Source organism: Brachybacterium massiliense (assembly GCF_900184245.1).
Classification (GTDB): domain Bacteria; phylum Actinomycetota; class Actinomycetes; order Actinomycetales; family Dermabacteraceae; genus Brachybacterium; species Brachybacterium massiliense.
Genome location: NZ_FXXB01000008.1, coordinates 1,426,707 through 1,449,445, shown reverse-complemented (window position 1 = coordinate 1,449,445; position 22,739 = coordinate 1,426,707). Strand labels below are relative to the sequence as shown.

Genomic DNA, 22,739 nt, shown 5'->3' with positions numbered 1-22,739 from the left:
ACGTGCGGGCCCGTTCCCGCCACATCGAATTCCGGGGGCGGCGCGGGCTCAGCCCAGGGCGTCGGCGATGACCGCGTCGGCGCGGTGGAGGGAGACGGCGAGATCCGCGCGGCTCACCCCGGCGGCGCCGGTCCCGCTGGATGCAGAGAACGACTCCGGCGCCATCCCCGCACGGGTCAGCCAGTCCAGGTCCAGCAGTCCCTCGCCGGACTGCGGGACGGAGACCTCCGCGGAGGCGTCCCAGGTCACGCCCACCCCGGCGAGGGCAGGGCGCAGCAGGGAGGCGATCATGGTCGCCGCGCAGGAGGGGGTGGCAGGCTCGGCCGGATACACCTTCAGCTCCGCATCGCCCCACAGCGCACCGCGCCCGTGCAGCCACAGCAGCGCGGTGACCTCGGCGGGATCGTCCCCGAGATCGGTGAGCAGCGCGGGAGCGGCCTCGAGGTCCACGGCGGGAGCGCCCGCCAGGCGGTGCAGCGCGACCGCGACGTCGCCGCGGGTCACGGGCTGATCCGGGCCGTACTCGGACTCCGAGAGGGCGGGCTGCACCGCGGTCTCGTGCGCCCAGCGCATCGCCTCGCTGCGCGAGTCCCCCGCGGCGACGTCCGTGAAGTCGGGGCGGGTGGCGCGCACGGCCAGGGCGGTCACCGGCAGCCCCACCGCGACCGCTGCGCCGGCCAGCAGCAGGGTGCGCCGAGCGGTGCGAGGGCCGCGCAGCGTCGGCGTGGGTGCGAGCTCGGGGTGATGCAGGGCGGGTGCGGGCGGCGCCGCCGGGGCGGGTGCCGGTGCAGGGGCCGCTGTGGCAGCCGGCGCGGGCACCACCGGTCGGGCGCCGGGCCGGCCGGCCTGCAGCCGCGGCGGGGCGGGACGCCTCAGAGCCATCTCAGCTCCCTCATCCGCTGCACGATCGCCCAGTTCACCGCGAGGTTCCCCCAGCCGTTGAGGTGGATGTCATCCGGGGCGCGCAGGCTCGAGGGGGCGATCTGCTGGGCGAGAGCATCCTGGGTGGAGGCCTGCTCGAGCAGCCGCAGCGGCGCCAGCGGCGGGCAGCTGAGCCCCTCCTCCGTGGTGAACAGCCCGGCCAGGTCCAGGAAGTGTGCGCCATAGCGGCGCTGCTGCTCCTGGTTGACCGCGGCGACTGCCTCGGCGGTCGCGGAGCCGACGGCGTCATGCGGGGTGGGCCACTGGCCCAGCACCAGCGTGTCCTCAGCGGGCTCCGCGGTCGCATCCCACATGCGCTGGGTGTCCTCGAGCACCGCGTCCACGTCCCGGATGTTGTTCTTGCCCATCCACAGCACCTGGCGCGAGCCCTCGGCCACGCGCGCGAGCGCAGAGCGGAAGGTGCCGCGCACCCCGGCGCTGCTCGCGTCCTCGGGCCGGAAGATCCAGGAGCCGCTCGAGCCGTCGAGAAGGCCGGGCACGCCGTCCACATCCCCCGGGATGCGGATCGGGCCGTGCGGGGCGAGCCCGGAGTCGAGCTCGACCTCCTGCGCGCCGGTCTCCGCCGCGGGCTCGCCGACGGGGAGCAGCATCGGGGTGTCCAGGCCGCGCATCAGCAGGGTGTGGGCGGAGCGGGTGGCGCCCACGCCGTAGCCGTGCACCACCGCGGGGGCGGCCGCGAGGGCGAGATGCTCATGGATCCGCACCGCGACGGGAGTGGCCGAGTCACCGCCCTCGGAGGCCATCGAGGAGGAGCCCCACAGGGTCAGCGGGCGCGTGTGCTCCGCCGCCGCGAGCAGGCGGCGCGAGGTCTCGGTGCCGGGGAGCGAGGAGGTGCCCTTCGCGATCAGGGGTGCGGCAGGCGCGGCCGGGGCGGCGGCGGGCTGCGGCGAGGGCATCGTGGTCCTTCACGGTGGTGCTGAACGAGCGCACCGACCGGCGCCCACGAGAGCTGAGTCTACGGGAGCCCGCGCCCCGGGAACAGGCCGGATCCGCGTGATCCGGCAGGGCTGGCGCGGCGACGCGGAGGGGTCAGGGCCAGTCGTAGTCGACCACCACGGGGGAGTGATCCGAGAGCCGCTCACCCCGATGCTCCCGATCCACCTCGGCCCGCACAGCTCTGCGCGCGAGACGGGGCGTGGCCAGGTGATAGTCGATGCGCCAGCCGACATCCTTCGCGAAGGACTGCCCCAGCCACGACCACCACGAATAGGGACCGTCCTGGTCCGGGTGGAGGCGGCGCACCACGTCCACCAGGGTGCGCGGGGACAGCTGATCACCCAGCCACTCCCGCTCCTCGGGCAGGAAGCCGTCGTTGCTCTGGTTCCTGCGCCAGTTCGCGAGGTCCTGCGGGGTGTGGGCGATGTTCAGGTCCCCCATCAGCAGGAACTCGCGCCCGTTCGCGGCGGCGGCCCGACGGGTGCGCGTGAGGTAGCGGGAGAACGCCGCCATGAACCCCATCTTCCGCGCATACCGGGCACCGCCGTCGGGCGCCTCCCGCATCCGGCCTGGTCGCTGCAGGTGCGCGGGCAGGCCGCCCTTGGGCAGGTAGAGGCAGGCGATCGTGAGCGGGGCGTCCGCGAGGTCCACCTCGAGGTACCGGCCCTCGGCGACGAAGGGGCCCAGGCCCCGGGCGAGGGGCACGTGATCGGGGGCGGCGACCGGAGTGAGCGCAGGCGGGGAGTCCGGCGGGCCCGTCGGCCCCGTGCCCGCCGGCGCCCCCAGCAGCGCGGCGCCGCTCCAGGTGCGCACCGCCGCGGGCTCCTGCCGCGTCAGCACCGCGACGCCGTTGCGGCCCGGGAGCGTGCCCGTCTCGAGGGCGACGTGGTAGTCGCCGAAGGCATCGCCCGGGATCTTGGCGGCCTGGGCGCGCACCTCCTGCAGCGCGATCACGTCGCAGTCGCGCTCGGCGAGCCATTCCCCGAAGCCCCGCCGATGGGCGGCACGGATCCCGTTGATGTTCGCGGAGGCGATGCGCAGCATGTAGCGAGGCTACGTGCTGGGGCCGACGGCCCGGCCGGCTCAGACGGGATCGCCCTGGACGGGACCCTCCGTGTTGGGCTTCCAGCCGAGCGCCGGGGCGACGTGCGTGGCGAAGGACTCCAGGATGTGGAGGTTCAGCTCCACCCCGGCCTGCGAGGGGATCGTCAGCAGCAGGGTGTCCGCCGACTGCACGGCGGCATCGGCCTTCAGCTGCTCGATCAGCTGATCGGGCTCGCCGGTGTAGGAGCGGCCGAAGGTGGAGCGGGTGCCGTCGATGATGCCGATCTGGTCCGAGTCCTCGCCCGGCCGCATCCCGAACAGCATCCGATCCTGCTCGGTGACGATCGGGAACACGCTGCGGGAGACGGACACCCGCGGGGTGTGCGTGTGCCCCGCCTCCTTGAACGCCTCGCGGAACACGTCGATCTGCTCGGCCTGCAGATCGCCGAAGGCCGCGCCCGTGGCCTCGGTGAGCAGGGTCGAGCTCATCAGGTTCAGACCCTGGGAGCCGGTGCGGGCGGCGGTCTCACGCGAGCCCGCACCCCACCAGATGTGGCGGAGCAGCTCCTCGGACTGCGGCTCGATGCGCAGCGGCGCGTGGGGCGCGGCATCGGACATGTACGGCTGCGCGGCCGCGCGGGTCATCGGATGGCCCTGGATGGCCTGGAGGAACACCTCGAACTTCGACATCGCGATGTCGGCCCCGCGCGGGTCGGTCGAGCCGGTGTAGCCGAAGGACTCCCAGCCGCGATCCGCCGCCTCGGGCGCGCCGCGGGAGATGCCCAGCGCCACCCGGCCGTCGGCGATGAGATCGAGCGCCGCCGCCTCCTCCGCGAGGTAGAGCGGGTTCTCGTAGCGCATGTCGATCACGCCGGTGCCCACCTCGATCCGCTGCGTGCGCGCGGCGACCGCGGACAGCAGCGGCATGGGGGCGGCGGACTGCTTGGCGTAGTGGTGGACGCGGAAATAGGCGCCGTTCACGCCCAGCTCGTCGGCGCCGACGGAGATGTCGATCGCGTCATGGAGCATCTGGCGGGCGCTGAGCCCGCCCTGGGCGGGGCTGCCGCCGTAGTGGCCGAAGCTGAGGAATCCGAAGGCACGCATGGGGCCAGTCTAGACGGTGGTTGAAATATTGACCAGGCACGTATGTCACGGCTCGTGTCGGCGACGAGGGTCGATGCGGCTCCCGCACGCAACGGCTCCCGCCCCGGTGTGACGACCTGCGCGGATCAGTCCCCGTCGGCCTCGGTGGACTCGGCCGGGCGCTGGCCGAGCTCCGCGTCCAGGCGCAGCAGGCCCGAGCCGTCCTCGCCCACCAGCTTCACGCGGCCGATGATCTCGGAGACGGTCGCCTCCTCCTCGAACTGCTCGTCCACGAACCAGTTCAGCAGCGGGCGGGAGTCGTAGTCGCCTTCCTTGTCCGCGCTGCGGTACAGCTCGCGGATCGACTCGGAGACCTTCTCCTCATGCGCGAGCGCGGCCTCGAAGATCTCCAGCACCGAGAGTCCGGGCGTCACCTCGGGGGCGGCGATCGCGCCGATGGTCGCGTGGTTGCCGCGGTCCGAGACGTGCTGGATGAACTTGTTGGCGTGGACGATCTCCTCATCGGCCTGGTGGCGCAGCCAGGCCGCGATGCCGCTCAGATCCTGCTCATCGGCCTCGATGGCCAGCTGGCGGTAGGTGATCGACGCGGCGAACTCGAGCGTGATCTGCTCCTGGAACTTCTTCTCAAGGTCATTGCTCATCTTCATGGGGCTGACAGTAGCCTTCCGCCGAAAGCTTGTCACGCATGGAGAGCCTGTCCTGACCTGCATCGATGGAGTTCGGGAAGGCTTACCTGAGCAGATGCTCGGGCACACCCGAGAGAGTGCGGCCGGGCATGAACTCCCCAGCCACCACGACGTGCTGCGCGGTGCGGGCCTCGATCTCCGCGCCGGTCCGGGGCTCCGCATCGCCCGTCCCGACGGGTGGGCCCTCCGGGTCCTCCTGGGCGCGCACCAGGAGCTCCTCCATGCGGACCACGGCTCGCTGTGCGACCTCGCGCACCGGCAGGCGGAAGGTGGTCAGGCCCAGCAGGTCCAGCCCGTCGCCGAGCCCGTCGAAGCCCACGATGCTCACCTTTTCCGGGATCCGCGTGCCGCGCACGGCGGCGGCGCGCAGCAGATCCAGCGCCACGTAGTCCACCGGACAGACGATGCAGCTGAGCCCCTCGTCGCGCGCGGCGTCGAGCGCCCGCACCACACCCTGCTCCACCGGCAGCAGCTCCACCGGGACGGTGGCGACGCCCAGCTCCTCGCACCGCTCGACGAGGCTGCGGATGCGCAGGTCGAACACGCGCGAGTAGAGCAGCGGAGCGACCAGCACCGCGATCCGTCGATGCCCGCGCGCGGCGATCTCCTCCGCCATCCTCCGGCCGTGGGTGCGCTCGTCGTAGCTGACCGAGTCGATCTGCGGATGCGTGTTGGGCCGGCCGATGATCATCAGCGGGGTCGCGGTGACGGTCTCGACCAGGTCCTCGGCGGCGGTGACCCCGGTGCCCACGAAGGCCCCGGCAACCCGCTGCCCGATCAGCCGGTTCAGGCCCTCCACCTCGGCGGTGCCGTAGTCGTGGCGGAAGGCGGTGACCGAGATCAGGGTGCGTCCTGCGGCCTCCACCGCCCGGTTCAACTCCGCATGGAGGTGGCCGTAGGCGGGATTGGTGGCATCGCGGATCAGCAGGCCCAGCTGACGGCCGTGCCGCATCGCGAGGCCGCTCGCGACGAGGTTGTGCACGTAGCCCAGGCGCCGCGCGGCCTCGTGGACCTCGATCAGCGCATCGGGGGAGACCCGCTCCCCGTTGTTCTGGAACACCCTCGAGACGGTGGAGCGGGAGACGCCCGCGGAGCGCGCGACGTCCTCCATCGTGGGTGAGCGCGGCATCGTCGCCTCCTCTCTCGCGAACGCCCGATCGTCCGAGGACTCCGGGCGATGTGTCTGCGCACGATAGCCCACCAGGTGACGTGCACCAGGGCGACCGGGTGACCGCCGGGTGAAGTCCGAGTTCTTGGAGTGCTGACCAGAACCGGCGCGCGAAGAACATTCGCGGGCCGGGGGGTGAACATCGGGTGGATCGCATCCCACGACGGGGCGTGAGGCGCCATTGGAGAGCCCTCCGCGCGCGGTGTGGGAGCGCTCCCACCAGCGGTGACAGATGCCGTTCATACGCGATTCACCTGCGAAGACGCACTCTTGGCGGGCCGTGCGGAGATCTCTACGGTGAGGGTTGTCGACGGAGCCGGAGCGGCCGCCAGCCGCCCGGCCGCGGAACGCCCCGGACCCCGGTCCGACCGTCGGCCGCCCCGCCCTGCGGGGGATCGCCGAGACCTCCGCCCTCACCGCGACCGCCCACCGGGCAGTCACCCCGACCAGGAAGCTGGGAGCGCTCCCATGTCACTCGCCGTCCGCACTCCCCGCCCGGGCCAGCAGGCACCGGCCGGGAGTGACACGAAGGGCTCGTCGGCGGGCCCCTCCGCCCCCCAGGCCCCGCCTCGGCGCAGCGAGGCGCGTCGACGCTCACCGCAGCGCCGCCGCCGCGTGCGACGTGACGCGCTGCTGTTCGGAGCGCTGATCGCCCCGAACCTCATCGCGATCATCGTCTTCTCCTACTACCCGGCGCTCTACAACATCGGGCTGAGCTTCTTCGAGTGGGACTTCGTCTCCCCGAGCCCCGAATGGGTGGGCCTGGGCAACTACACCGACCTGTTCACGGATGCGAGCTTCGGCCAGATCCTGATGAACACCCTGATCTTCACCGGGGTGAGCGTGATCGGCTCCCTGGTGCTGGGCCTGCTGCTGGGCAGCGTGCTGGCCACCAAGGTGCCCTTCACCGGCTTCGCGCAGACCATGGCCTTCGCCCCGCACATGCTCCCCGGCGCGGCCGTGGGCATCCTGTGGCTGTTCATGTTCGACCCCAACTACGGGCTCTCGCGCTGGGCGTTCTCCCTGTTCGGGGCGGACTCCCCGGCCTGGACCACCACCTCGGACTGGTCGCTGTGGGCGATCACCATCGCCTACACCTGGCAGCGCCTCGGTTTCGTCACCGTCATCTGCTACACCGCGATCCTCGATCTGCCCAAGGACCTCTACGAGGCCGCGGCCCTCGACGGCGCCCACGGCTGGAAGCTGTTCCGCCACCTCACGCTGCCGCTGCTGAGCCCGATCACGTTCTTCCTCTCGATCACCGGCATCATCTCCGCCGCCCAGGCCTTCGACATCATCTCGATCATGACCAGCGGAGGCCCCGGCACCTCCTCCAGCACCCTGAGCTGGATGGTCTACGAGGAGGCCTTCCAGAAGTTCGACATCGGCACTGCCTCGGCCGCCGCGACGGTGCTGCTGGTCATCCTCCTGATCATCACGTACGTGCAGGTGCGCTACGGCGACAAGAAGGTGAACTACGACTCATGAGCACTCTGACCGTCGACAAGGACGCCCTGGCCGGCGCCGCCGAGCCCGCGCCCCGCAACCGCGGCCGCGATCGCGGCCCCCGCCGCCCCGCCTGGAAGACCGGCCTGCTGATGGGAGCGGTGCTCGCCACCATCGCGATCTTCCTGGTGCCGCTGTTCTGGCTGTTCTCCTCCTCGATGAAGCCCCACCAGGACATCTACTCCTGGCCGCTGCGGTGGCTCCCGCGCGAGCTGACCTTCGAGAACTTCACCGAGGCCTGGGGCAGCGCCCCCTTCGATCGCTTCTTCCTCAACTCGATCATCACCACCGGCGTGGGGACGCTGCTCGAGATCACGCTCGCGATCCTGTGCGCCTACGCCTTCGTGTTCGTCGACTTCCGCTTCAAGAAGATCGCGTTCGTGCTGATCATCGGCTCGCTCATGCTGCCGGGCCACGTCACCCTGATCGTCAACTACATCACCGTGGCGAACCTCGGCTGGCTGAACTCCTACGCCGGCCTGATCCTCCCCGGGATCGCGAGCGCCTTCGCGATGTTCCTGCTGTTCCAGTACATGCGCACGATCGACAAGGACATCCTCCAGGCCGCGGAGATCGACGGCGCCGGCCACATCCGCCGCATGCTCACCATCGTGGTGCCGCTGTCCAGCCCGATGATCCTCACCGCGACGCTGATCGTGATGGTCGGCAAGTGGAACGAGTACGTGTGGCCGCTGATCGTCACCTCCACCGCGGACATGCGCACCCTGCCCATCGGCCTGCTCTTCCTGCGCAGCCAGGAGGGCTACAGCAACTGGGGCGTGATCATGGCCGGCGCCGTGTTCGTCTCCCTGCCGATGCTGATCCTGTTCTTCCTCGCCCAGAAGCGCATCATCGGCGGCCTCGCCGCCGGCGCCATGAAGTGAGGACCGCGGCCCCCGTGCCGCCCGCCCGACCCACCACCCCACCACCCCCGAAGACCCCGCACGCCCTGTCGTCCTGCCCGGACGCCTTCCCTCGCAAGGAGCGAACTCCATGAAGCGCACCACCTCGACCCTCTCCCGTCGCAACCTGCTGGCCGCCATGGGCCTCGGCGCCGGCGCGGCCGGCCTGGCCGCCTGCGGCGCCCCCGGCGGTGGCGGCGATGCCGGCGACGGCTCCGTCCGCGACGGCTTCTCCCAGGCGGATCTCACCGTCCCCGCCGAGTACGAGGGCCGCACCCCGATCCTGTTCTGGGCGCCCTTCACCGGCAACAACTACGAGATCCTCTCGAAGCTGTTCACCGCCTTCAACGAGTCCCAGGACGAGATCGTCGCGATCGCCGAGTCCGTGGGCAGCTACGCGGACCTCAACCAGAAGTTCACCGCCTCCCTGCAGGCCCGCACCGTGCCGGACATCGTCTGCTTCCCCGAGATGCAGTGGCTGCAGTTCCACCAGTCTGGTGCGCTCGCCCCGCTGGACGGCTACTTCGACGACGAGTGGAACCTGGACGTCTACCTCGACAACTACGTGGCCGAGGGCAAGGCCGCGGGCGAGACGTACACCGTCCCCTTCGCTCGCTCGACGCCGCTGTTCTACTACAACAAGACCCGCTACATCGAGGCCGGGCTGCCCGAGGAGGGCCCGGAGACCTGGGAGGACCTCGCCGAGTTCGCTCCCGAGCTCGCCAAGATCGAGGTCGACGGCCGCCCGCTGTCCGCGATCGCCTTCGGCCCCGACGCCTGGCACGGCCAGGCCGACATCTGGGGCTTCGGCGGCGCCAACTCGAACGAGGACTTCGAGGTCACGATCGCCGACGAGAAGGGCGTGGAGTGGCTGGAGTGGATGCGGAAGTTCATCCACGACGACGGCTACGGCTACCTCGCCCAGGCCTCCGGCACCGACTTCGCCTCGGGCCTCGCGGCCGGCTGGCGCGGCTCGACGGCCTCGCTGACCGGTCAGACCGAGGCGACCGAGGGTCTCTTCGAGATCGGCACCGCCTACATGCTCTCCCGCGAGGGCGAGCAGAAGCAGGTCCCCACCGGCGGCTCCGGCCTGCACATCGTGCGCAGCGACTCGCAGGACCGCCAGGATGCCTGCGCCGAGCTGTTCCGCTTCCTCGCCCAGCCCGAGCAGGCCGCCGAGTGGCACGTGGGCACCGGATACGTCCCGATCGTCAAGGGCTCCGAGGAGACCCAGATGGTGAAGGACCAGGTCGCCGCCAACCCCAACTACGGGGTCGCGCTGGCCCAGCTGGAGAACGCCCGCACCGCGGACTACACCAACTGGGACCAGGCCTCCGTGACCGAGATCGGTGCGGCGATGGGCGAGGTCTTCGGTGACAACGCCGATCCCGCCGCCGTGCTCGAGTCCCTCGCCGCCGAGCTGCAGGACCGGCTCGACGACAACCGCGAGGACTACGAGGCCGTGCAGTTCGAGGGCTGGAACTGACCGGCCCCGCAGGTTCCGCATGATCCGCGACCCCGGGGGCTGTCCGGCCCCGGGGTCGCGGCCCCGGCCCATCGGGCCACAGAATGAACAGGGCAGCATGCCCGTACCGAGGAGATCCAGACCATGACCCCCCAGCAGCCCCAGATCGTCGGGCATCGCGGCGCCGCCGCCGTCGAGCCCGAGAACACGATCCTGTCCTTCCGGCGCGGTGTCGCCGAGGGCTCCCAGTGGCTCGAGTGCGATGTGCACCTCAGCGCCGACGGCAAAGACGTGATCATCCACGACGCGACCCTGGACCGCACCGCGCAGGAGGACTCCCCGCTGCGCACGGGCGCCGTCGCGGAGCTCACCCGGGCCCAGCTGGACCGCGTGCTGGTGGGCAAGGACCAGCACATCCCCACCCTCGCGCAGGTGCTCGAGGCCGCGGTGCGCGAGGACGGCACCCGCGTGCCGGTGCTGGTGGAGATCAAGGCGCCCGCAGCGGCGGACCTCGTGATCGACCTGCTGCTCGAGCGCTTCGACGAGGCCGATTGGGAGGATCCCGCGACCGCCCCGGCGTGCATGCTCTCCTTCCACGAGGAGCCGCTGCGCCGCACCGCCGAGCGGGCACCGCAGATCCCGCTGATGCGCACCACCACCGCGACCTCCCCCGAGTGGTGGCAGTCCTGCCGCGACCTGCAGGTCGCCCACGTGGGCGTGCGGATCGCCGACGCCCGCCAGGGCGATGTGGAGCGGGCCGCGGAGCTCGGCGCGACGCTGAACCTGTGGACCGCGCGCACCGAGGAGGAGCTCGAGCGCGCCCTCGAGCTCGGCTGCGACACGATCACCGTCGACGACCCCGCCTGGGCCCTCGGCCTGATGGAGCGGCGGGTCGCCGTCTGATCCCCCGGGCGGCGCCCCGGTGCGCCGGGTCGCCGCCCGCTCCTCTCGCACCCTCCTGGAGCCACCCCATGCAGTCCCTGCCCCTGATCGTCGGGCACCGCGGCGCGGCCGACGTCGCCCCCGAGAACACCCTGAAGGCCTTCCGTCGCGGCCTCGCCGACGGTGCGCAGATGCTCGAGTGCGATGTGCACCTCAGCGCCGACGGGCAGGACGTGATCCTTCATGACGCGACCCTGGACCGCACCGCGCAGGAGGACTCCCCGCTGCGCACCGGCGCCGTCGCTGACCTCACCCGCGCCGAGCTCGACCAGGTGCTGGTGGGCGAGGGAGAGCACATTCCCACCCTGACCCAGGTGCTCGAGGTCGCCGACGCCCACCGCGGCGAGGACGGGTGCCGCGCGACCGTGCTGGTGGAGATCAAGGCCCCCGCGGCCGCCGAGCTCGCCGCGCAGATCCTCACCGCGCGCTATCCCGACTCGGGCTGGGCCGGGGACGATCTCCCGGCCCGGCTCATCTCCTTCCACGTCGAGGCGCTGCGCCTCGCCCAGCGGACCGCGCCCGAGGTGCCGCGGCAGCTGATCGTGCGCGAGCTGACCGACCAGGCCCTCGCGGACGCCGTCGAGGTCCAGGTCGCCTCCCTCGCCGTGCGCACCTCGGAGCTGCAGGACGGCGATCCGGAGCGGATCCGGGCCGCGGGCATCACCCCGCTGATCTGGAAGGTCCGCACTCCGGAGGACCTGCCGCTCGCGCTCGAGCTGGGCATCGAGTGGATCGGCTCCGATGACCCGGCGCTGACCCGTCGGGAGCTCGCGGCGCTCACCGAGCGATGAGCGCAGGGACGGTGAGCAGGTGCGTCAGCGGACGTTCTCGACCTGCACCTCGAGTCCGGCATCGGCCGGTCCCGCGGTGATGTGCCAGGCGTGCTCGACGCCCTCGTCGGCGAAGGCGGTGCAGTCCGCCTCGGTCTGCCCGACGCCGGTGTCGATCCCTCTCTCGCGCTCGACGTCCAGGCTCATCTCCTCCGGGCCGAGCTCCTCGGCGCGCTCCTCGACCAGGTCGCCGAGCTCCTCGGCGCTGAGCACCTTCGAGTCGTGGCCGAAGCCCCAGGTGCCCTCGAAGAGGTTGGTGGTGCCCGAGGTGCCGTCGGTGTCGTCCGTCTCGGTGTTGTCACCGTCCTCGGTGTCCTCGGTGTCCTCGGCGGGAGCCTCCTCGGTGACCGGCTCGTCCGTCGGCGGCGAGGCCTCGTCGCCCCCGCCGCAGGCGGCGAGCATCGCGGTGCTCAGGGCGGCGCCAGCCAGAGCGGCGGCGATCCGACGGGGGAGTGCGTGTCCCAGGTCCTGGTCCTTCCGGGAACCTGCACCCGGGACCGATCGCAGCCGCTCGCCGGATGCACGGCGCCGTCATGACGCCGCACCCCATAGTGTGACCCAGGGCACCCTTCACGTCGAGGGGTTTCCCGTGCGGCCACGCTGACCTGCTGTCCTTCCTTCCTTCCCGTCCCGAACCCTCAGGAGAATCCGTGAAGACCCAGTCCCCCGCCCCGCTCGTGGTGGGCCACCGCGGAGCCCCCGCGCACGCCCCCGAGAACACCCTCGCCGGGTTCCGGCGCGCGCTCGAGGACGGCGCCCAGCTGCTCGAGTGCGATGTGCACCTCAGCGCCGACGGGCACGTGGTGGTGATGCACGACGAGACCATCGACCGCACCGCCGCGGCGGACTCCCCGCTGCGCACCGGCGCGATCGGTGGGCTCACCCGCGCCGAGCTCGACACCGTGCTGCTCGAGGGCGGCGAGAGGGTCCCCTCCCTCGCCGAGCTGCTGGAGATGACCACCGTGCCCGTGTTCATCGAGGTCAAGGTCGCCGACGCCGGCGAGGCCGTCGCCGCGCTGCTCGCCCAGCTGCCGGAGGACTCCCCGGCCAGGGCCTCCACCGTCATCTCCTTCCACGCCGAGGCGCTCGAGGCGATCCGCCGCGGCAGCCCGGACACCCCCGTCTCCTACCTCGTCGGCCAGGTCACCGAGGAAGCGGTGCGAACCGCTGTCGGCCTCGGCGCCGCAGGGATCGGCCCCGCGATCGACGGGCTCTGCCTTCGCGCCGCCCGCGCCGTGCACGAGGCGGGCCTGCGCCTGAACCCCTGGACGGTCAACCGGCCCGAACAGCTCGCCGTGGCGCTGGTCTGCGACTCCGACTCGATCACCACCGACGATCCGGCCTGGGTGCTGCGCGAGCTCGGCGCGGGGCGCTGACCAGCGAGTCAAGGAACTTTGACAAAATCTGTCAAGACTCCTTGACTCTGATGTCAAGCGTGCCTTACATTTGAGGTGTCGATGCGGCAACCATCACCTTCGGTTCCCCGTCACCCGCACCCCGTCCGGCACAGCTGAAGGAGCTGCCATGACCGCCACCGCCTCTCCCCGCCCCACCGCTCGCACTCGCGCCAACCGCGCCTTCTTCCTCCGCTTCGGGATCGGCATGGCGCTGTATTTCGCCGCACTCTTCCTCGCCTACCTCGCACCGGGCATCGGCATCCCCGCCTGGATCCCCGCCCTGCTGGTGGTGCCGGCGGTGAGCTTCATGGCCTGGTCCAACATCGAGATGTACCGCAGCGGTGACGAGTTCGAGCGCCGCAAGATCGCCGAGGCCATCCTGCTCGCCTTCGTGGTCGCCACCCCGCTGATCCTCGCCGTCGGCGTGCTGCAGTTCTACCTGCTGCCCTCAATGAACTGGATCTTCGCCTTCTCGATCCTGATGATCGGCTGGCTCGTGGGCACCCTCGTCTCCGCCGTCCGCTACCGCTGAGAGAGGCCGATCATGCGCAACGATCTCAAGGCCCGCCGTGCAGAGCGCCGCTGGTCGCAGGCGGAGCTCGGCAAGGCCCTCGGCGTCTCCCGGCAGACGGTGATCGCCCTCGAGAACGACAAGTACGACCCCTCCCTCCCGCTGGCCTTCCGGATCGCAGCGCTCTTCGAGTGCTCGATCGAGGAGATCTTCACCCCCGAGGAGGAGGACCTCTCCGGAGGGTGATCTCAGGGTGATATCGATCTGCCCGCCCCGGTTGCGCATCGCGCGGCCGGGGCGCACTCCATGCATAGCGAGGCCGGATCGGCGTGCCGGACGAAGAGGCGTGACCTGGGCAACAGTGGCGTCGGTGGCAAAGTGCCTGTGTATCGGTGCGACAGGGGTCTGCATGTTCACTCGTCGAACGCTGAATGCCTTCGTGTCCACCCGACGCGTACTGTGGGCCGCGCCGTGACCTCCGCTTCCGTGGAGACCCCCTGAGACACCGGGGGCCCCGGGCCCCCTGAAAGGACCGCGATGCTCGACTCGACGCTCCAGGCGACCTACGACCAGGTTCTCCACCGCAACCCCGGAGAACCCGAGTTCCACCAGGCTGTCCGGGAGGTGTTCGAGTCTCTCGAGGTCGTGCAGTCCCGGCATCCCGAGTACCAGGACCACAGCATCCTGATGCGGCTGTGCGAGCCCGAGCGCCAGATCATCTTCCGCGTCCCGTGGGTCGATGACGACGGCGTGGTGCAGGTCAACCGCGGATTCCGCGTCGAGTACAACTCGGCCCTGGGCCCCTACAAGGGCGGCCTGCGCTTCCACCCCTCGGTGAACCTCGGCATCGTGAAGTTCCTCGGCTTCGAGCAGATCTTCAAGAACTCCCTGACCGGCCTGCCCATCGGCGGCGGCAAGGGCGGCTCCGACTTCGACCCCCACGGTCGCAGCGACGGCGAGATCATGCGCTTCTGCCAGTCGTTCATGACCGAGCTGCACCGCCACATGGGCGAGTACACCGACGTCCCCGCCGGTGATATCGGCGTGGGCGCTCGCGAGATCGGCTACCTCTTCGGTCAGTACAAGCGCCTGACCAACCGCTACGAGGCGGGCGTGCTCACCGGCAAGGGCCTGGACTGGGGCGGCTCCCTCGTGCGCAAGGAGGCCACCGGCTACGGCGCGGCCATCTTCGCCGACGAGATGCTCAAGGCCAACGGCTCCTCTTTCGACGGCCGTCGCGTCGCGGTCTCGGGCTCCGGCAACGTGGCGATCTACGCGATCGAGAAGGTGCGCCAGCTCGGTGGCATCCCCGTCACCGCCTCCGACTCGACCGGCTACGTGGTCGACGAGAACGGCGTCGATCTCGCCCTGCTCCAGCAGATCAAGGAGGTCGAGCGCGGCCGCATCGTCGAGTACGCGGAGCGCCGCGGAAACGGTGCCCGCTTCGTCGCGAACGGCAGCGTCTGGGACGTCCCGGTGGACATCGCACTGCCCTGCGCGACCCAGAACGAGCTCAACGTCGAGGATGCGCGCACCCTGGTCAAGAACGGCGTGCTCGCGGTCTCCGAGGGTGCGAACATGCCCTGCACCCCCGAGGCCGTGGCCGTGTTCCGCGAGGCCGACGTGCGCTACGGCCCCGGCAAGGCCGCGAACGCCGGCGGTGTGGCCACCTCCGCTCTGGAGATGCAGCAGAACGCGAGCCGCGATGCCTGGAGCTTCGAGCACACCGAGGAGCGCCTCACCCAGATCATGAAGGGCATCCACACCACCTGCCTGGAGACCGCCGACGAGTTCGGCCGTCCCGGCGACTACGCCCTCGGCGCCAACGTGGCGGGCTTCCGCAAGGTGGCCGACGCGATGATCGCCTTCGGCGTGATCTGAGCCGCGACCTGCGGTGACGCTCGACGCCGCCGTCCGCATCCTCCGGGGAGCGGGCGGCGGCGTTCTTCATGCCCCGAAGGTGTTGTGACGCAGCGCACGCTCTGGCAAATGGGAAAGATTCTCATTCGCTGGTAGTTTCCTGGCATGCACCTGATGAGAGCTGTTATCACGAAGCGTCGGACGGCCGCCCTGCTCGGGCTCGGCGCCCTCACCCTCGCCGCCTGCGGCACCGGCACCGGCACCGGCTCCTCCGACGCCGGCGGCGCGGACACCGGCGGCACTGACTCCGAGACCACCACCTCCGACCGCACCGAGGTGGGCGCGCTGTCCCCGCGGATCGTGCTCGCCCACGAGGGCGGGGTGACCACGCTCGATTCGACCGACGGCGCCACGCTCGGCACCGCCGAGCTCGAGGGCTACGTGCGGCTGAACCCCGCCGGCGACGGCCGCCACGTCGCGGTCAGCGCCTCCGACGCCGTGACCATGTACGACACCGGCCTGCTGGTCCAGGGCCACGGCGACCACTTCCACTACTACGTCCAGGACCCCGCGCTCACGGACCTCTCCGTCGAGGCCCCGCACCCCGGCCACGTCGTCCCCCACGGCGATCGCACCGCGATCTTCGCCGACGGCACCGGCGCGATCACCCTCATCGACCCCGCCTCCCTCGGCGACGGCCAGCTCGAGGTGCTCGAGCAGACCGCGACCGAGGCCCCGCACCACGGGGTCGCGGTGCCGCTCGCCGACGGCGGTCTGCTGACCACCCAGGGCACCGAGGACGCCCGCAGCACCGTCCAGGTCCTCGACGCCGACGGCGAGCTCGTCGCCGAGACCGACGACTGCCCCGGCGTGCACGGCGAAGCCGCCGCCCAGCCCACCGAGTCCGGCGATGTGATCTCTCTCGGCTGCGGGAACGGGTCCGTGATCTACCGCGACGGAGAGTTCCACAAGGTCGCGATCGAGGGCGACTACCAGCGCTCCGGCAACCAGAAGGGCCACCCGGACTCACCGATCGTGCTCGCCGACCACAAGGTCGAGGCGGAGCCCGCCGGCGGCATCGAGCGGCCCACCGAGATCGCACTGATCGACACCCGCGACGCCACCATGCAGACCGTCGACCTCGGCTCGCCCTACTGGTTCCGCTCCCTGGATCGCGGCCCGGACGGTGAGGCGCTCGTGCTCACCTACGACGGCGAGCTGAACATCCTCGACCCCGAGACCGGCGAGATGCTCCACGAGGTGCCGGTGACGGGCGAGTGGACCGAGCCCGAGCAGTGGCAGGAGGCCGGCCCGATGATGTCCGTCGCCGACGGCACCGCCTTCGTGGTGGACCCGGCCGCGCAGACGCTCACCATGGTCGACATCGCCAGCGGCGAGACCTACCGCGAGCTCGAGCTGCCCGTCGTCCCGCACGAGATCCAGGTGGCCACGGGCACCGCCTCGGGGGAGTACGAGATCGCGCCCGGCCGGGACGAGGACGCGGGCGACTCCGAGGGCCACGAAGAGCACGACCACGGCGAGGACTCCGAGGAGCACGACCACGAGGGCCACGACCACGAGGGTCACGATCACGGCGAGGACGCGTGAGCAGGCCGACGCTTCCTCGGTGACCCTCTGAGGGTCAGCCCCGCCGGCCGGTGCGGGCGAGCACGCGGGTCTGCTCGTCCGCACCGTCCGGCACCGTGAGCGGCCGGCTGAAGACGCCGGGGGCATAGGCGTGCTCGCCCCAGCCGTCGACGTTCGCGTCGATCATCGCGATCTCCTCCGCCGCCAGGCGGGCGTCGCGGCCCTGCGACCGTGCCAGGTCCCAGCGGTGGACGACCAGATCGAAGCCGTAGAACTCGATCAGCACAGCGCCGACGGTCGTCGGACCGAACGCCCCGTCATGAGGGCGAGCGGCAGTCTCCGGATCCGCGAGGAGGGCATCGACCTCGGCCAGATGCGCGGCCCAGCGGGCGGCGGGGTCCTCTGCCTCGGCCTCCGCACCGCCGCCCGGCAGCAGGCCCGCCTTCGCGAGGAACTCCCGCTCGGTGCCGATCACGTGGGCGAGCACGTCGCGGGCGCTCCAGCCCTTGCACGGGCTCGAGGCGTCCCACGCGGTCACGGCCTCCACCTCCGCCGTGAACGGGGCGGCCAGCCCGCGCCAGCGGGTGTGCAGCTCGGTGCCGGGGGTGGACGGCGTGGATGTGGTCATGTCTCCTCCTGGGGTCGCCGCACCCGTCCCTACGGGCGCGAGGACGACGGTACGGAGCGGAGGCGAGCGGGTCTTGTGGATTCCCGACACCCCCGGCTGCGCGGCGCTACTCTCGCGCCATGCCCTCCCGCGCGCCGGATGACATCGAGCGAGCCCATCTGCGTGACCCGAACGATCGCCGCTTCACGATCGCACGGCGGCTCCCTCCCGAGCCCCTGCGGGCCTGGCTCCGACGCTTCTGGATCCCGGTATGGGACGTCCCCGACGGCGAGAGCGCTGCGCAGCGGGTCCTGCAGTACCCGGTGTGCCTGTCGATCACCACACCCGGCTACTCACGATTCGTCGGCCCGAACCCCGGGCTGTCCACGACCGTGCTCGAAGGGCGGTCATGGGGATTCGGGACCATGTTCGCGCCGGCGGCCGGGGCGGTGCTGTCTCCGGGGACGTTGCGGGACCTCGCGGGCACGCACTGCGACCTCGAACAGATCCCGGCCCTCGCGGGGCTCACCGAGCCGGTGCGCGTGCTCATGGCCGAGGACCCGTCCGCCGAGGAGACCCACGCGGCCTGCTGCGCGCTGGTCGAGGAGCGGCTCGAGCGGCTCGGCGTACCCGGCGAGGAGGACCTCCTGATCAACGCGATCGTCGAGGAGGTCGAGGGGGACTCCTCGCTGCTCACCGTGGGGCAGCTGGGGGAGAGGTTCGGGCTCGGGGAGCGGTCGCTGCAGCGCCTCGTCTCCCGCCGCCTCGGCCTCACCCCGGCGTGGCTGATCCGTCGGCGACGCCTCCACGAGGCTGCCGGCGCCCTGCGCGGCACGGAGGAGCTCGCCGAGCTGGCCGCACGCCTCGGCTATGCCGATCAGTCGCACTTCACCCACGATTTCCGGACATCGACCGGATCGACCCCGGGGGAGTTCGCGAGGCGGTGGCGCGACGAGAGCTGAGGGACCCTCAGAACCCCAGCTGCTCGGCCCGGGCGATGATCGTCTCGGCCGTGGCGACGGCCTGGTCCACATACGCCTCGCCGAACAGCTTCACATGGGCCAGCAGCCCGAAGAACAGGTGCGCGGGAAGGTCCTGCTCCCAGTCGCCGGGCATCGGATGCTCCGCCTCGTAGCCCTCGAAGATCTCCTCGAGGTGGGGCGCCCCGAACAGGGACAGCATCGCGAGGTCCTCGAGCCGGTGACCTCCGTGCGCGGCGGGATCGATCAGGGTCGCGCCGTCCGCGGTCCACAGCAGGTTCCCCGACCACAGGTCGCCGTGCACGCGGGAGGGGGATTCCATGCCCTGGCCGCTGATGCCGTCGAAGGCGCCGTCGGCGATCACGTCGATCGCCTCGTCGACGGTGTCGTGCCCGTCGGCCCCGAGAGTGCGGGTGACCGCATCGGCCAGCGGGCGCAGCCGGTCCTCCGCCCAGTAGTCCACGAAGTCCGCCCGCGGAGCCGTCTCGACCACGAAGGGGCTCTCGAGAGGACCGAAGAAGGCGGGCTCCGCGGGAGCCCAGCCGAAGTCGGGAGCGCCGGCGCCGTGCAGCCGGGCCAGGCCCCGGCCCAGCTCGCGCGCGGCCTCCGCCGTCGGCGCGACGGACTCCAACCGCCTCAGACGCAGCGAGTCCTTCCCCTCCTCGAGCACGTCGACCACGGGCACCACCTGCGGTTCGGCGAGCCAGCGGAGGCCTGCGGCCTCAGCCGCGACATAGCCTTTGGGGGCGTTCTCGGCACTCTTCACGAAGTCACTCATGCGCCCACCGTACGCAGAGGACCCCTCGCGGGCACCACCCGCCGTGGCGCGGGGCACGACGGGGCCCCGCACGAGGTGCGGCTCAGCGGTCGATGCCGAGCTCGCGGGCGAGCGTGGCGCGCAGCTGCGGCAGCACCCGGCGGTGCGTGGCCCGGGTGGCGGCGCGCGAGGCGACGTGCACCAGCATCGCGCTGCGCTCGTAGGCGGTCCAGGCCCGCATCCGGTGACGCAGGGAGGCGGTGTCCGCGACGGATTCGGGCACGTCGCCCTCCTCGCCGCGTGCGCTCACATAGGTGCGCACGAACTCCTCGACCTGCTCCTCCGTCAGCGGCACGTACCAGGGGCCGCCGTGCACCGCGCCGCCGATGTTGGCGAGATCGCGGGCCGGGTCATCGCCCTGCGCCCACTCGAAGTCGATGTACGCGACCTTCGGCTCGCCGGTGAGCGCGTCCGTCCCGTCCCACAGGATGTTGGTCGAGCACAGGTCGCCGTGGGCGAGAACGTACCCGTCCAGCTGCGCGATCTCCGCCTCGGAGGCGGCCACCACCGCGTGCGCCGCTTCGAGCAGCGGGGCGAGGTCGTGCTCCGCGATCACGGGTCCGTGCGCCTCGTGCCAGGCCGCGATCTCCTCCTCCACCTCGGGCAGCAGGGGCTGCGGCCCGGTGGGCACCGCGGCCCACGGATCCGTGCCGAGGGTGACCGGGCCGCGGCCCGGCGCGGGCACCGAGTGCAGGCGCGCCAGATGCACGGCATGGGCCCGCAGGTGCGCGCCCGTCCACGCGGCGGGCGAGGCCGCCGCGCCGGGCATCTCGGAGGTGACCACGAAGGGGTGGCCGAGGGGGCTGGTCGCGGCGTCGTCGTGCACCGCGATCGGCTCGGGGCCGACGTCCGCCGGGGCGAGCGTGAGCGCCGCGATCTCATGGGCCAGGTCCTGATGCAGCTCCGCCGGGGTGACATGCGGGATCCGCACCATCACCGGCGCGTTCTCCTGCGGGATCACGCACCAGGCGGCGAAGCGCTCGCCGACGCCCGCGAGCGCGACCCGTGCCCGCCCGGAGAGCGAGGAGGGCAGCACGGACTTGTGCAGCCCCGGCAGGCGCACAGGGGAGGAGTCCTCGCGCAGCGGCAGCACCAGGGTGCCCTCGCGCCAGGCCTGCGCGAGCAGCTCGCCCATCGCGGGCGAGGCGGGATCCGGCAGCGCCGAGGGGAGTTCTGCCTGGTGGTGCGCCATGGGGGCTCCTGTCCGTGGATCCCCTGATCCTACCGAGGCGGGCCCTCGATACCATGGCCCCGCGCCCGCACGGCAGAGCTGCTGCGGGCGCTGCGCCGGGATCCGCCGGCGCTCGTTTCCGCCTGCAAGGACATCGCCCATGGAACTCGTGCTCGTCGCCGTCGCCGTCGGCCTGGGCGTGGGCATCGTGGTGGGGGCGCTCGGTGCGGGCGGCGGCATCCTCGCCGTGCCGGTGCTGGTGTTCCTGCTGGGCATGCCCGCGCACACCGCGGCCGCCTCGAGCCTGGTGATCGTGCTGATCACCGCGCTGTTCAGCCTCCCGCACCACATCCGTCAGGGCAATGTGGAGTGGAAGAACGGGCTGGTGTTCGCGGGGGTCTCCGTGGTGGGCGCCGTGGTGGGCTCGCGCCTGTCCGTGCTGATGCCCGAGCAGCTGCTGCTGACCCTGTTCGGCATCCTGCTGGTGGGCGTCGCGATCGCGATGCTGCGCCGCGCTCTGCGCGTCAGGCGCGCCGAGCAGGCCGAGGCCGCCGCCCACTCCTCGGCCGCCGCGCAGGAGTCGGAGGAGCCGGTCGCGATCCACGACGATCCCGTGCTCGACCAGCCCGGGCCCGACACCGTCGAGACAGCCGACGGGATCCACCTCCACCACGGCGAGCCCGAGCTGCCCCTGAGCCCTGCGCCCGTCCCGTCCCCGCGCCTCGGTGCGGTGATCGCCGCGGCGACCCTCACCGGCTTCCTCACCGGCTTCTTCGGGGTGGGCGGCGGCTTCATCGTGGTGCCGATGCTGGTGATCGCCCTGGGCCTGGCGATGCGTCATGCCTCCGGCACCAGCCTGCTGGTGATGGTGATCGCGACGCTCACCAGCCTGCTCGCCCGCCTCGGTACCGACGTGCAGGTGGAGTGGGTGACCACGCTCGTCTTCGCGGCCGGCTCCGCCGTGGGCGGCATGCTCGGCGGGCCTCTCTCGGCCAAGGCCCGCCCCTCCACCCTCACCCTCGCCTTCGCCACGCTGCTCGGCGGCGTGGCCGCGGTGACGCTGTACCAGACCCTGCTCGGCTGAGCAGCGCCAGGGGGCCCTCCCGCGCTGCCGCGACCACGGGATGGTCGGGTACGGGATCAGGGGCGATGTGTATGCCGATATCGCCGTAGGCAGCGCTGTACAGCCAGCACCCGTCAGCGCACCCGGTGGAGAGGCGCGGCCCGTATGCCGGCTGGCCCTTATACACATCCTGACGTGGAGCTGAATCCATCGCTCGACATCGACGGGCGCACCGCGTCGTCGATCAGTCGGGCGGCGGTGCGGGCGGTGCGCCCGTCGATGTCGAGCGATGGATTCAGCTCCACCACGTCCAGCAGCGCGAGCTTCCCGCTGCGCGCCGCGGCGCGCACCGCGGCGGCGATCAGCGGCAGCGGCACCCCGTAGGCGGCCGGGGCGGAGACCCCGGGCGCGACCGCGGCGGGCAGCACGTCGAGGTCGATGGTCAGGTAGAGCACGTCCAGCCCCGCGGCGAACTCCTCGACGAAGCGCGTGATCCCCTCGGCGCCCGCCTCGAGGCACTGCTGATCGGTCCACCAGCGCACCCCGAGCCGCTGCGCCCTCGCGAACAGCACCCCGGTGTTGGAGGGCTCGGCGATCCCCAGCACCGCATAGCGGAGCTCGCGCCCCACCTGCTGCTCAGCCGCTGCCATCTGCGCGAACGGGGTGCCGGAGGTGGGTCGCGGCGCCTCGCGCAGATCGAAGTGCGCATCCAGGTTCAGCACGCCCCAGCGCTGCCCGGCACGCGGCCCGAGGCCGGAGCCCACCAGCCCCAGATACGAGGACCAGGCCGTCTCGTGGCCGCCGCCGAGCACCACCGCGAGGCGGGAGCCGGCCCGATCGAGCGCCGCGGAGGTGAGCGCCGCGGCCGCGGCCTGGCCGCCCTCGAGGTCCTCGCCGACGGTCTCCGCATCACCCAGGTCGTGCAGGCCCACCTCGCCGCGCGCGAGCGGGCCGTGCAGGGCGAGGGGCGAGAGAGCCCGGCGCAGCGCGGCGGGCCCGTCGGCCGCACCGACCCTCCCGCGATTGCGGCGCACCCCCTCCTCGGTGCGGAAGCCCAGCACGGTGACGTGGTCCGCGGCGGGATCCGGGTCAGCGCCCGGAGCGCCGGAGACGAGCTGCACCGCCTGGTGCCAGCGGGCGTGTTCGGGGCCGTCGTCGTCATGGCGCCCGGACCAGCCGGTGCTCGGGGATGTGGACCGATCGGTCATCGGGGCTCCTCGC

23 protein-coding genes are annotated in these 22,739 nt (G+C 71.8%); 12 read left to right on the top strand and 11 right to left on the bottom strand.

What is annotated here, in order from left to right:
• Nucleotides 1–48: 48 nt before the first annotated feature.
• From BN4251_RS16485 to BN4251_RS16460, 6 genes are all read right to left on the bottom strand, one after another.
• Nucleotides 49–882: an S-layer homology domain-containing protein gene (locus tag BN4251_RS16485; RefSeq protein ID WP_087486089.1), complete on the bottom strand. Its 834-nt coding sequence runs from the start codon at nt 880–882 to the stop codon at nt 49–51.
• Entirely contained in the window at nt 873–1,838 is a 966-nt protein-coding gene (locus BN4251_RS16480; RefSeq protein ID WP_087486088.1) for a hypothetical protein, read from the bottom strand. Before BN4251_RS16480 ends, BN4251_RS16485 begins: the two co-directional genes overlap by 10 nt.
• A gap of 133 nt (nt 1,839–1,971) precedes the next feature.
• Entirely contained in the window at nt 1,972–2,922 is a 951-nt protein-coding gene (locus tag BN4251_RS16475) for an exodeoxyribonuclease III (protein WP_087486087.1), read from the bottom strand.
• A gap of 39 nt (nt 2,923–2,961) precedes the next feature.
• A complete protein-coding gene (locus tag BN4251_RS16470; protein ID WP_087486086.1) occupies nt 2,962–4,026 on the bottom strand; it encodes an LLM class flavin-dependent oxidoreductase in 1,065 nt (354 codons plus the stop codon).
• Nucleotides 4,027–4,151: 125 nt separating this feature from the next.
• On the bottom strand, nt 4,152–4,673 hold the full coding sequence (locus BN4251_RS16465; RefSeq protein ID WP_087486085.1) for a ferritin: 522 nt from the start codon (nt 4,671–4,673) through the stop codon (nt 4,152–4,154).
• 82 nt (nt 4,674–4,755) lie between these two features.
• Nucleotides 4,756–5,841 carry a LacI family DNA-binding transcriptional regulator gene (locus BN4251_RS16460; RefSeq protein ID WP_087486084.1) on the bottom strand — a complete coding sequence of 362 codons (1,086 nt, stop codon included), beginning with the start codon at nt 5,839–5,841 and terminating at the stop codon, nt 4,756–4,758.
• Nucleotides 5,842–6,348: 507 nt separating this feature from the next.
• On the opposite strand from BN4251_RS16460, the gene BN4251_RS16455 reads away from it, so the two are divergent.
• The 5 genes from BN4251_RS16455 (at nt 6,349) to BN4251_RS16435 (ending at nt 11,486) form a co-directional block, all read left to right on the top strand.
• Nucleotides 6,349–7,368 carry a carbohydrate ABC transporter permease gene (locus BN4251_RS16455; protein ID WP_087486083.1) on the top strand — a complete coding sequence of 340 codons (1,020 nt, stop codon included), beginning with the start codon at nt 6,349–6,351 and terminating at the stop codon, nt 7,366–7,368.
• Entirely contained in the window at nt 7,365–8,270 is a 906-nt protein-coding gene (locus BN4251_RS16450; RefSeq protein ID WP_087486082.1) for a carbohydrate ABC transporter permease, read from the top strand. Before BN4251_RS16455 ends, BN4251_RS16450 begins: the two co-directional genes overlap by 4 nt.
• Nucleotides 8,271–8,379: 109 nt before the next feature.
• The gene (locus BN4251_RS16445; RefSeq protein WP_087486081.1) at nt 8,380–9,774 is read left to right on the top strand and encodes an ABC transporter substrate-binding protein; all 1,395 of its coding nucleotides are present in this window, start codon (nt 8,380–8,382) and stop codon (nt 9,772–9,774) included.
• A gap of 123 nt (nt 9,775–9,897) precedes the next feature.
• Nucleotides 9,898–10,656 (top strand): glycerophosphodiester phosphodiesterase, encoded by a 759-nt coding sequence (locus BN4251_RS16440; RefSeq protein ID WP_087486080.1) that lies wholly within the window; start codon nt 9,898–9,900, stop codon nt 10,654–10,656.
• A 68-nt stretch (nt 10,657–10,724) separates the two neighbouring features.
• The gene (locus BN4251_RS16435) at nt 10,725–11,486 is read left to right on the top strand and encodes a glycerophosphodiester phosphodiesterase (RefSeq protein ID WP_087486079.1); all 762 of its coding nucleotides are present in this window, start codon (nt 10,725–10,727) and stop codon (nt 11,484–11,486) included.
• Nucleotides 11,487–11,510: 24 nt separating this feature from the next.
• Here the strand turns inward: BN4251_RS16435 and BN4251_RS16430 are convergent, their stop codons facing one another.
• Nucleotides 11,511–11,927, bottom strand: coding sequence for a hypothetical protein (locus BN4251_RS16430; RefSeq protein WP_087486078.1), 417 nt, complete (start codon nt 11,925–11,927; stop codon nt 11,511–11,513).
• Nucleotides 11,928–12,175: 248 nt separating this feature from the next.
• Between BN4251_RS16430 and BN4251_RS16425 the strand changes: the two genes are divergently transcribed.
• From BN4251_RS16425 to BN4251_RS16405, 5 genes are all read left to right on the top strand, one after another.
• A complete protein-coding gene (locus tag BN4251_RS16425; protein WP_087486077.1) occupies nt 12,176–12,901 on the top strand; it encodes a glycerophosphodiester phosphodiesterase in 726 nt (241 codons plus the stop codon).
• Nucleotides 12,902–13,049: 148 nt separating this feature from the next.
• Nucleotides 13,050–13,454, top strand: coding sequence for a hypothetical protein (locus tag BN4251_RS16420; protein ID WP_087486076.1), 405 nt, complete (start codon nt 13,050–13,052; stop codon nt 13,452–13,454).
• 12 nt (nt 13,455–13,466) lie between these two features.
• Nucleotides 13,467–13,679: a helix-turn-helix transcriptional regulator gene (locus tag BN4251_RS16415; RefSeq protein WP_087486075.1), complete on the top strand. Its 213-nt coding sequence runs from the start codon at nt 13,467–13,469 to the stop codon at nt 13,677–13,679.
• 291 nt (nt 13,680–13,970) lie between these two features.
• Entirely contained in the window at nt 13,971–15,314 is a 1,344-nt protein-coding gene (gdhA, locus tag BN4251_RS16410) for an NADP-specific glutamate dehydrogenase (protein ID WP_087486074.1), read from the top strand.
• Nucleotides 15,315–15,467: 153 nt separating this feature from the next.
• Nucleotides 15,468–16,901, top strand: a complete 1,434-nt coding sequence (locus tag BN4251_RS16405; RefSeq protein WP_087486434.1) for a TroA family protein — start codon at nt 15,468–15,470, stop codon at nt 16,899–16,901.
• A 34-nt stretch (nt 16,902–16,935) separates the two neighbouring features.
• Here the strand turns inward: BN4251_RS16405 and BN4251_RS16400 are convergent, their stop codons facing one another.
• Complete coding sequence (locus BN4251_RS16400; RefSeq protein WP_087486073.1) at nt 16,936–17,508, bottom strand: maleylpyruvate isomerase family mycothiol-dependent enzyme; 573 nt, start codon at nt 17,506–17,508, stop codon at nt 16,936–16,938.
• A 119-nt stretch (nt 17,509–17,627) separates the two neighbouring features.
• Here BN4251_RS16400 and BN4251_RS16395 point away from each other — a divergent pair, with 119 nt between their 5' ends.
• The gene (locus BN4251_RS16395) at nt 17,628–18,449 is read left to right on the top strand and encodes a helix-turn-helix domain-containing protein (protein ID WP_087486072.1); all 822 of its coding nucleotides are present in this window, start codon (nt 17,628–17,630) and stop codon (nt 18,447–18,449) included.
• A gap of 7 nt (nt 18,450–18,456) precedes the next feature.
• On the opposite strand, the gene BN4251_RS16390 is transcribed toward BN4251_RS16395, so the two are convergent.
• Nucleotides 18,457–19,245, bottom strand: coding sequence for a fructosamine kinase family protein (locus BN4251_RS16390; protein ID WP_087486071.1), 789 nt, complete (start codon nt 19,243–19,245; stop codon nt 18,457–18,459).
• Nucleotides 19,246–19,327: 82 nt separating this feature from the next.
• Nucleotides 19,328–20,476, bottom strand: a complete 1,149-nt coding sequence (locus BN4251_RS16385; RefSeq protein ID WP_087486070.1) for an aminoglycoside phosphotransferase family protein — start codon at nt 20,474–20,476, stop codon at nt 19,328–19,330.
• Between the two features lie 139 nt (nt 20,477–20,615).
• On the opposite strand from BN4251_RS16385, the gene BN4251_RS16380 reads away from it, so the two are divergent.
• Nucleotides 20,616–21,539: a sulfite exporter TauE/SafE family protein gene (locus tag BN4251_RS16380; protein WP_087486069.1), complete on the top strand. Its 924-nt coding sequence runs from the start codon at nt 20,616–20,618 to the stop codon at nt 21,537–21,539.
• A 158-nt stretch (nt 21,540–21,697) separates the two neighbouring features.
• On the opposite strand, the gene hutG is transcribed toward BN4251_RS16380, so the two are convergent.
• Entirely contained in the window at nt 21,698–22,726 is a 1,029-nt protein-coding gene (hutG, locus tag BN4251_RS16375) for a formimidoylglutamase (RefSeq protein WP_087486068.1), read from the bottom strand.
• Nucleotides 22,727–22,739 lie beyond the last annotated feature (13 nt).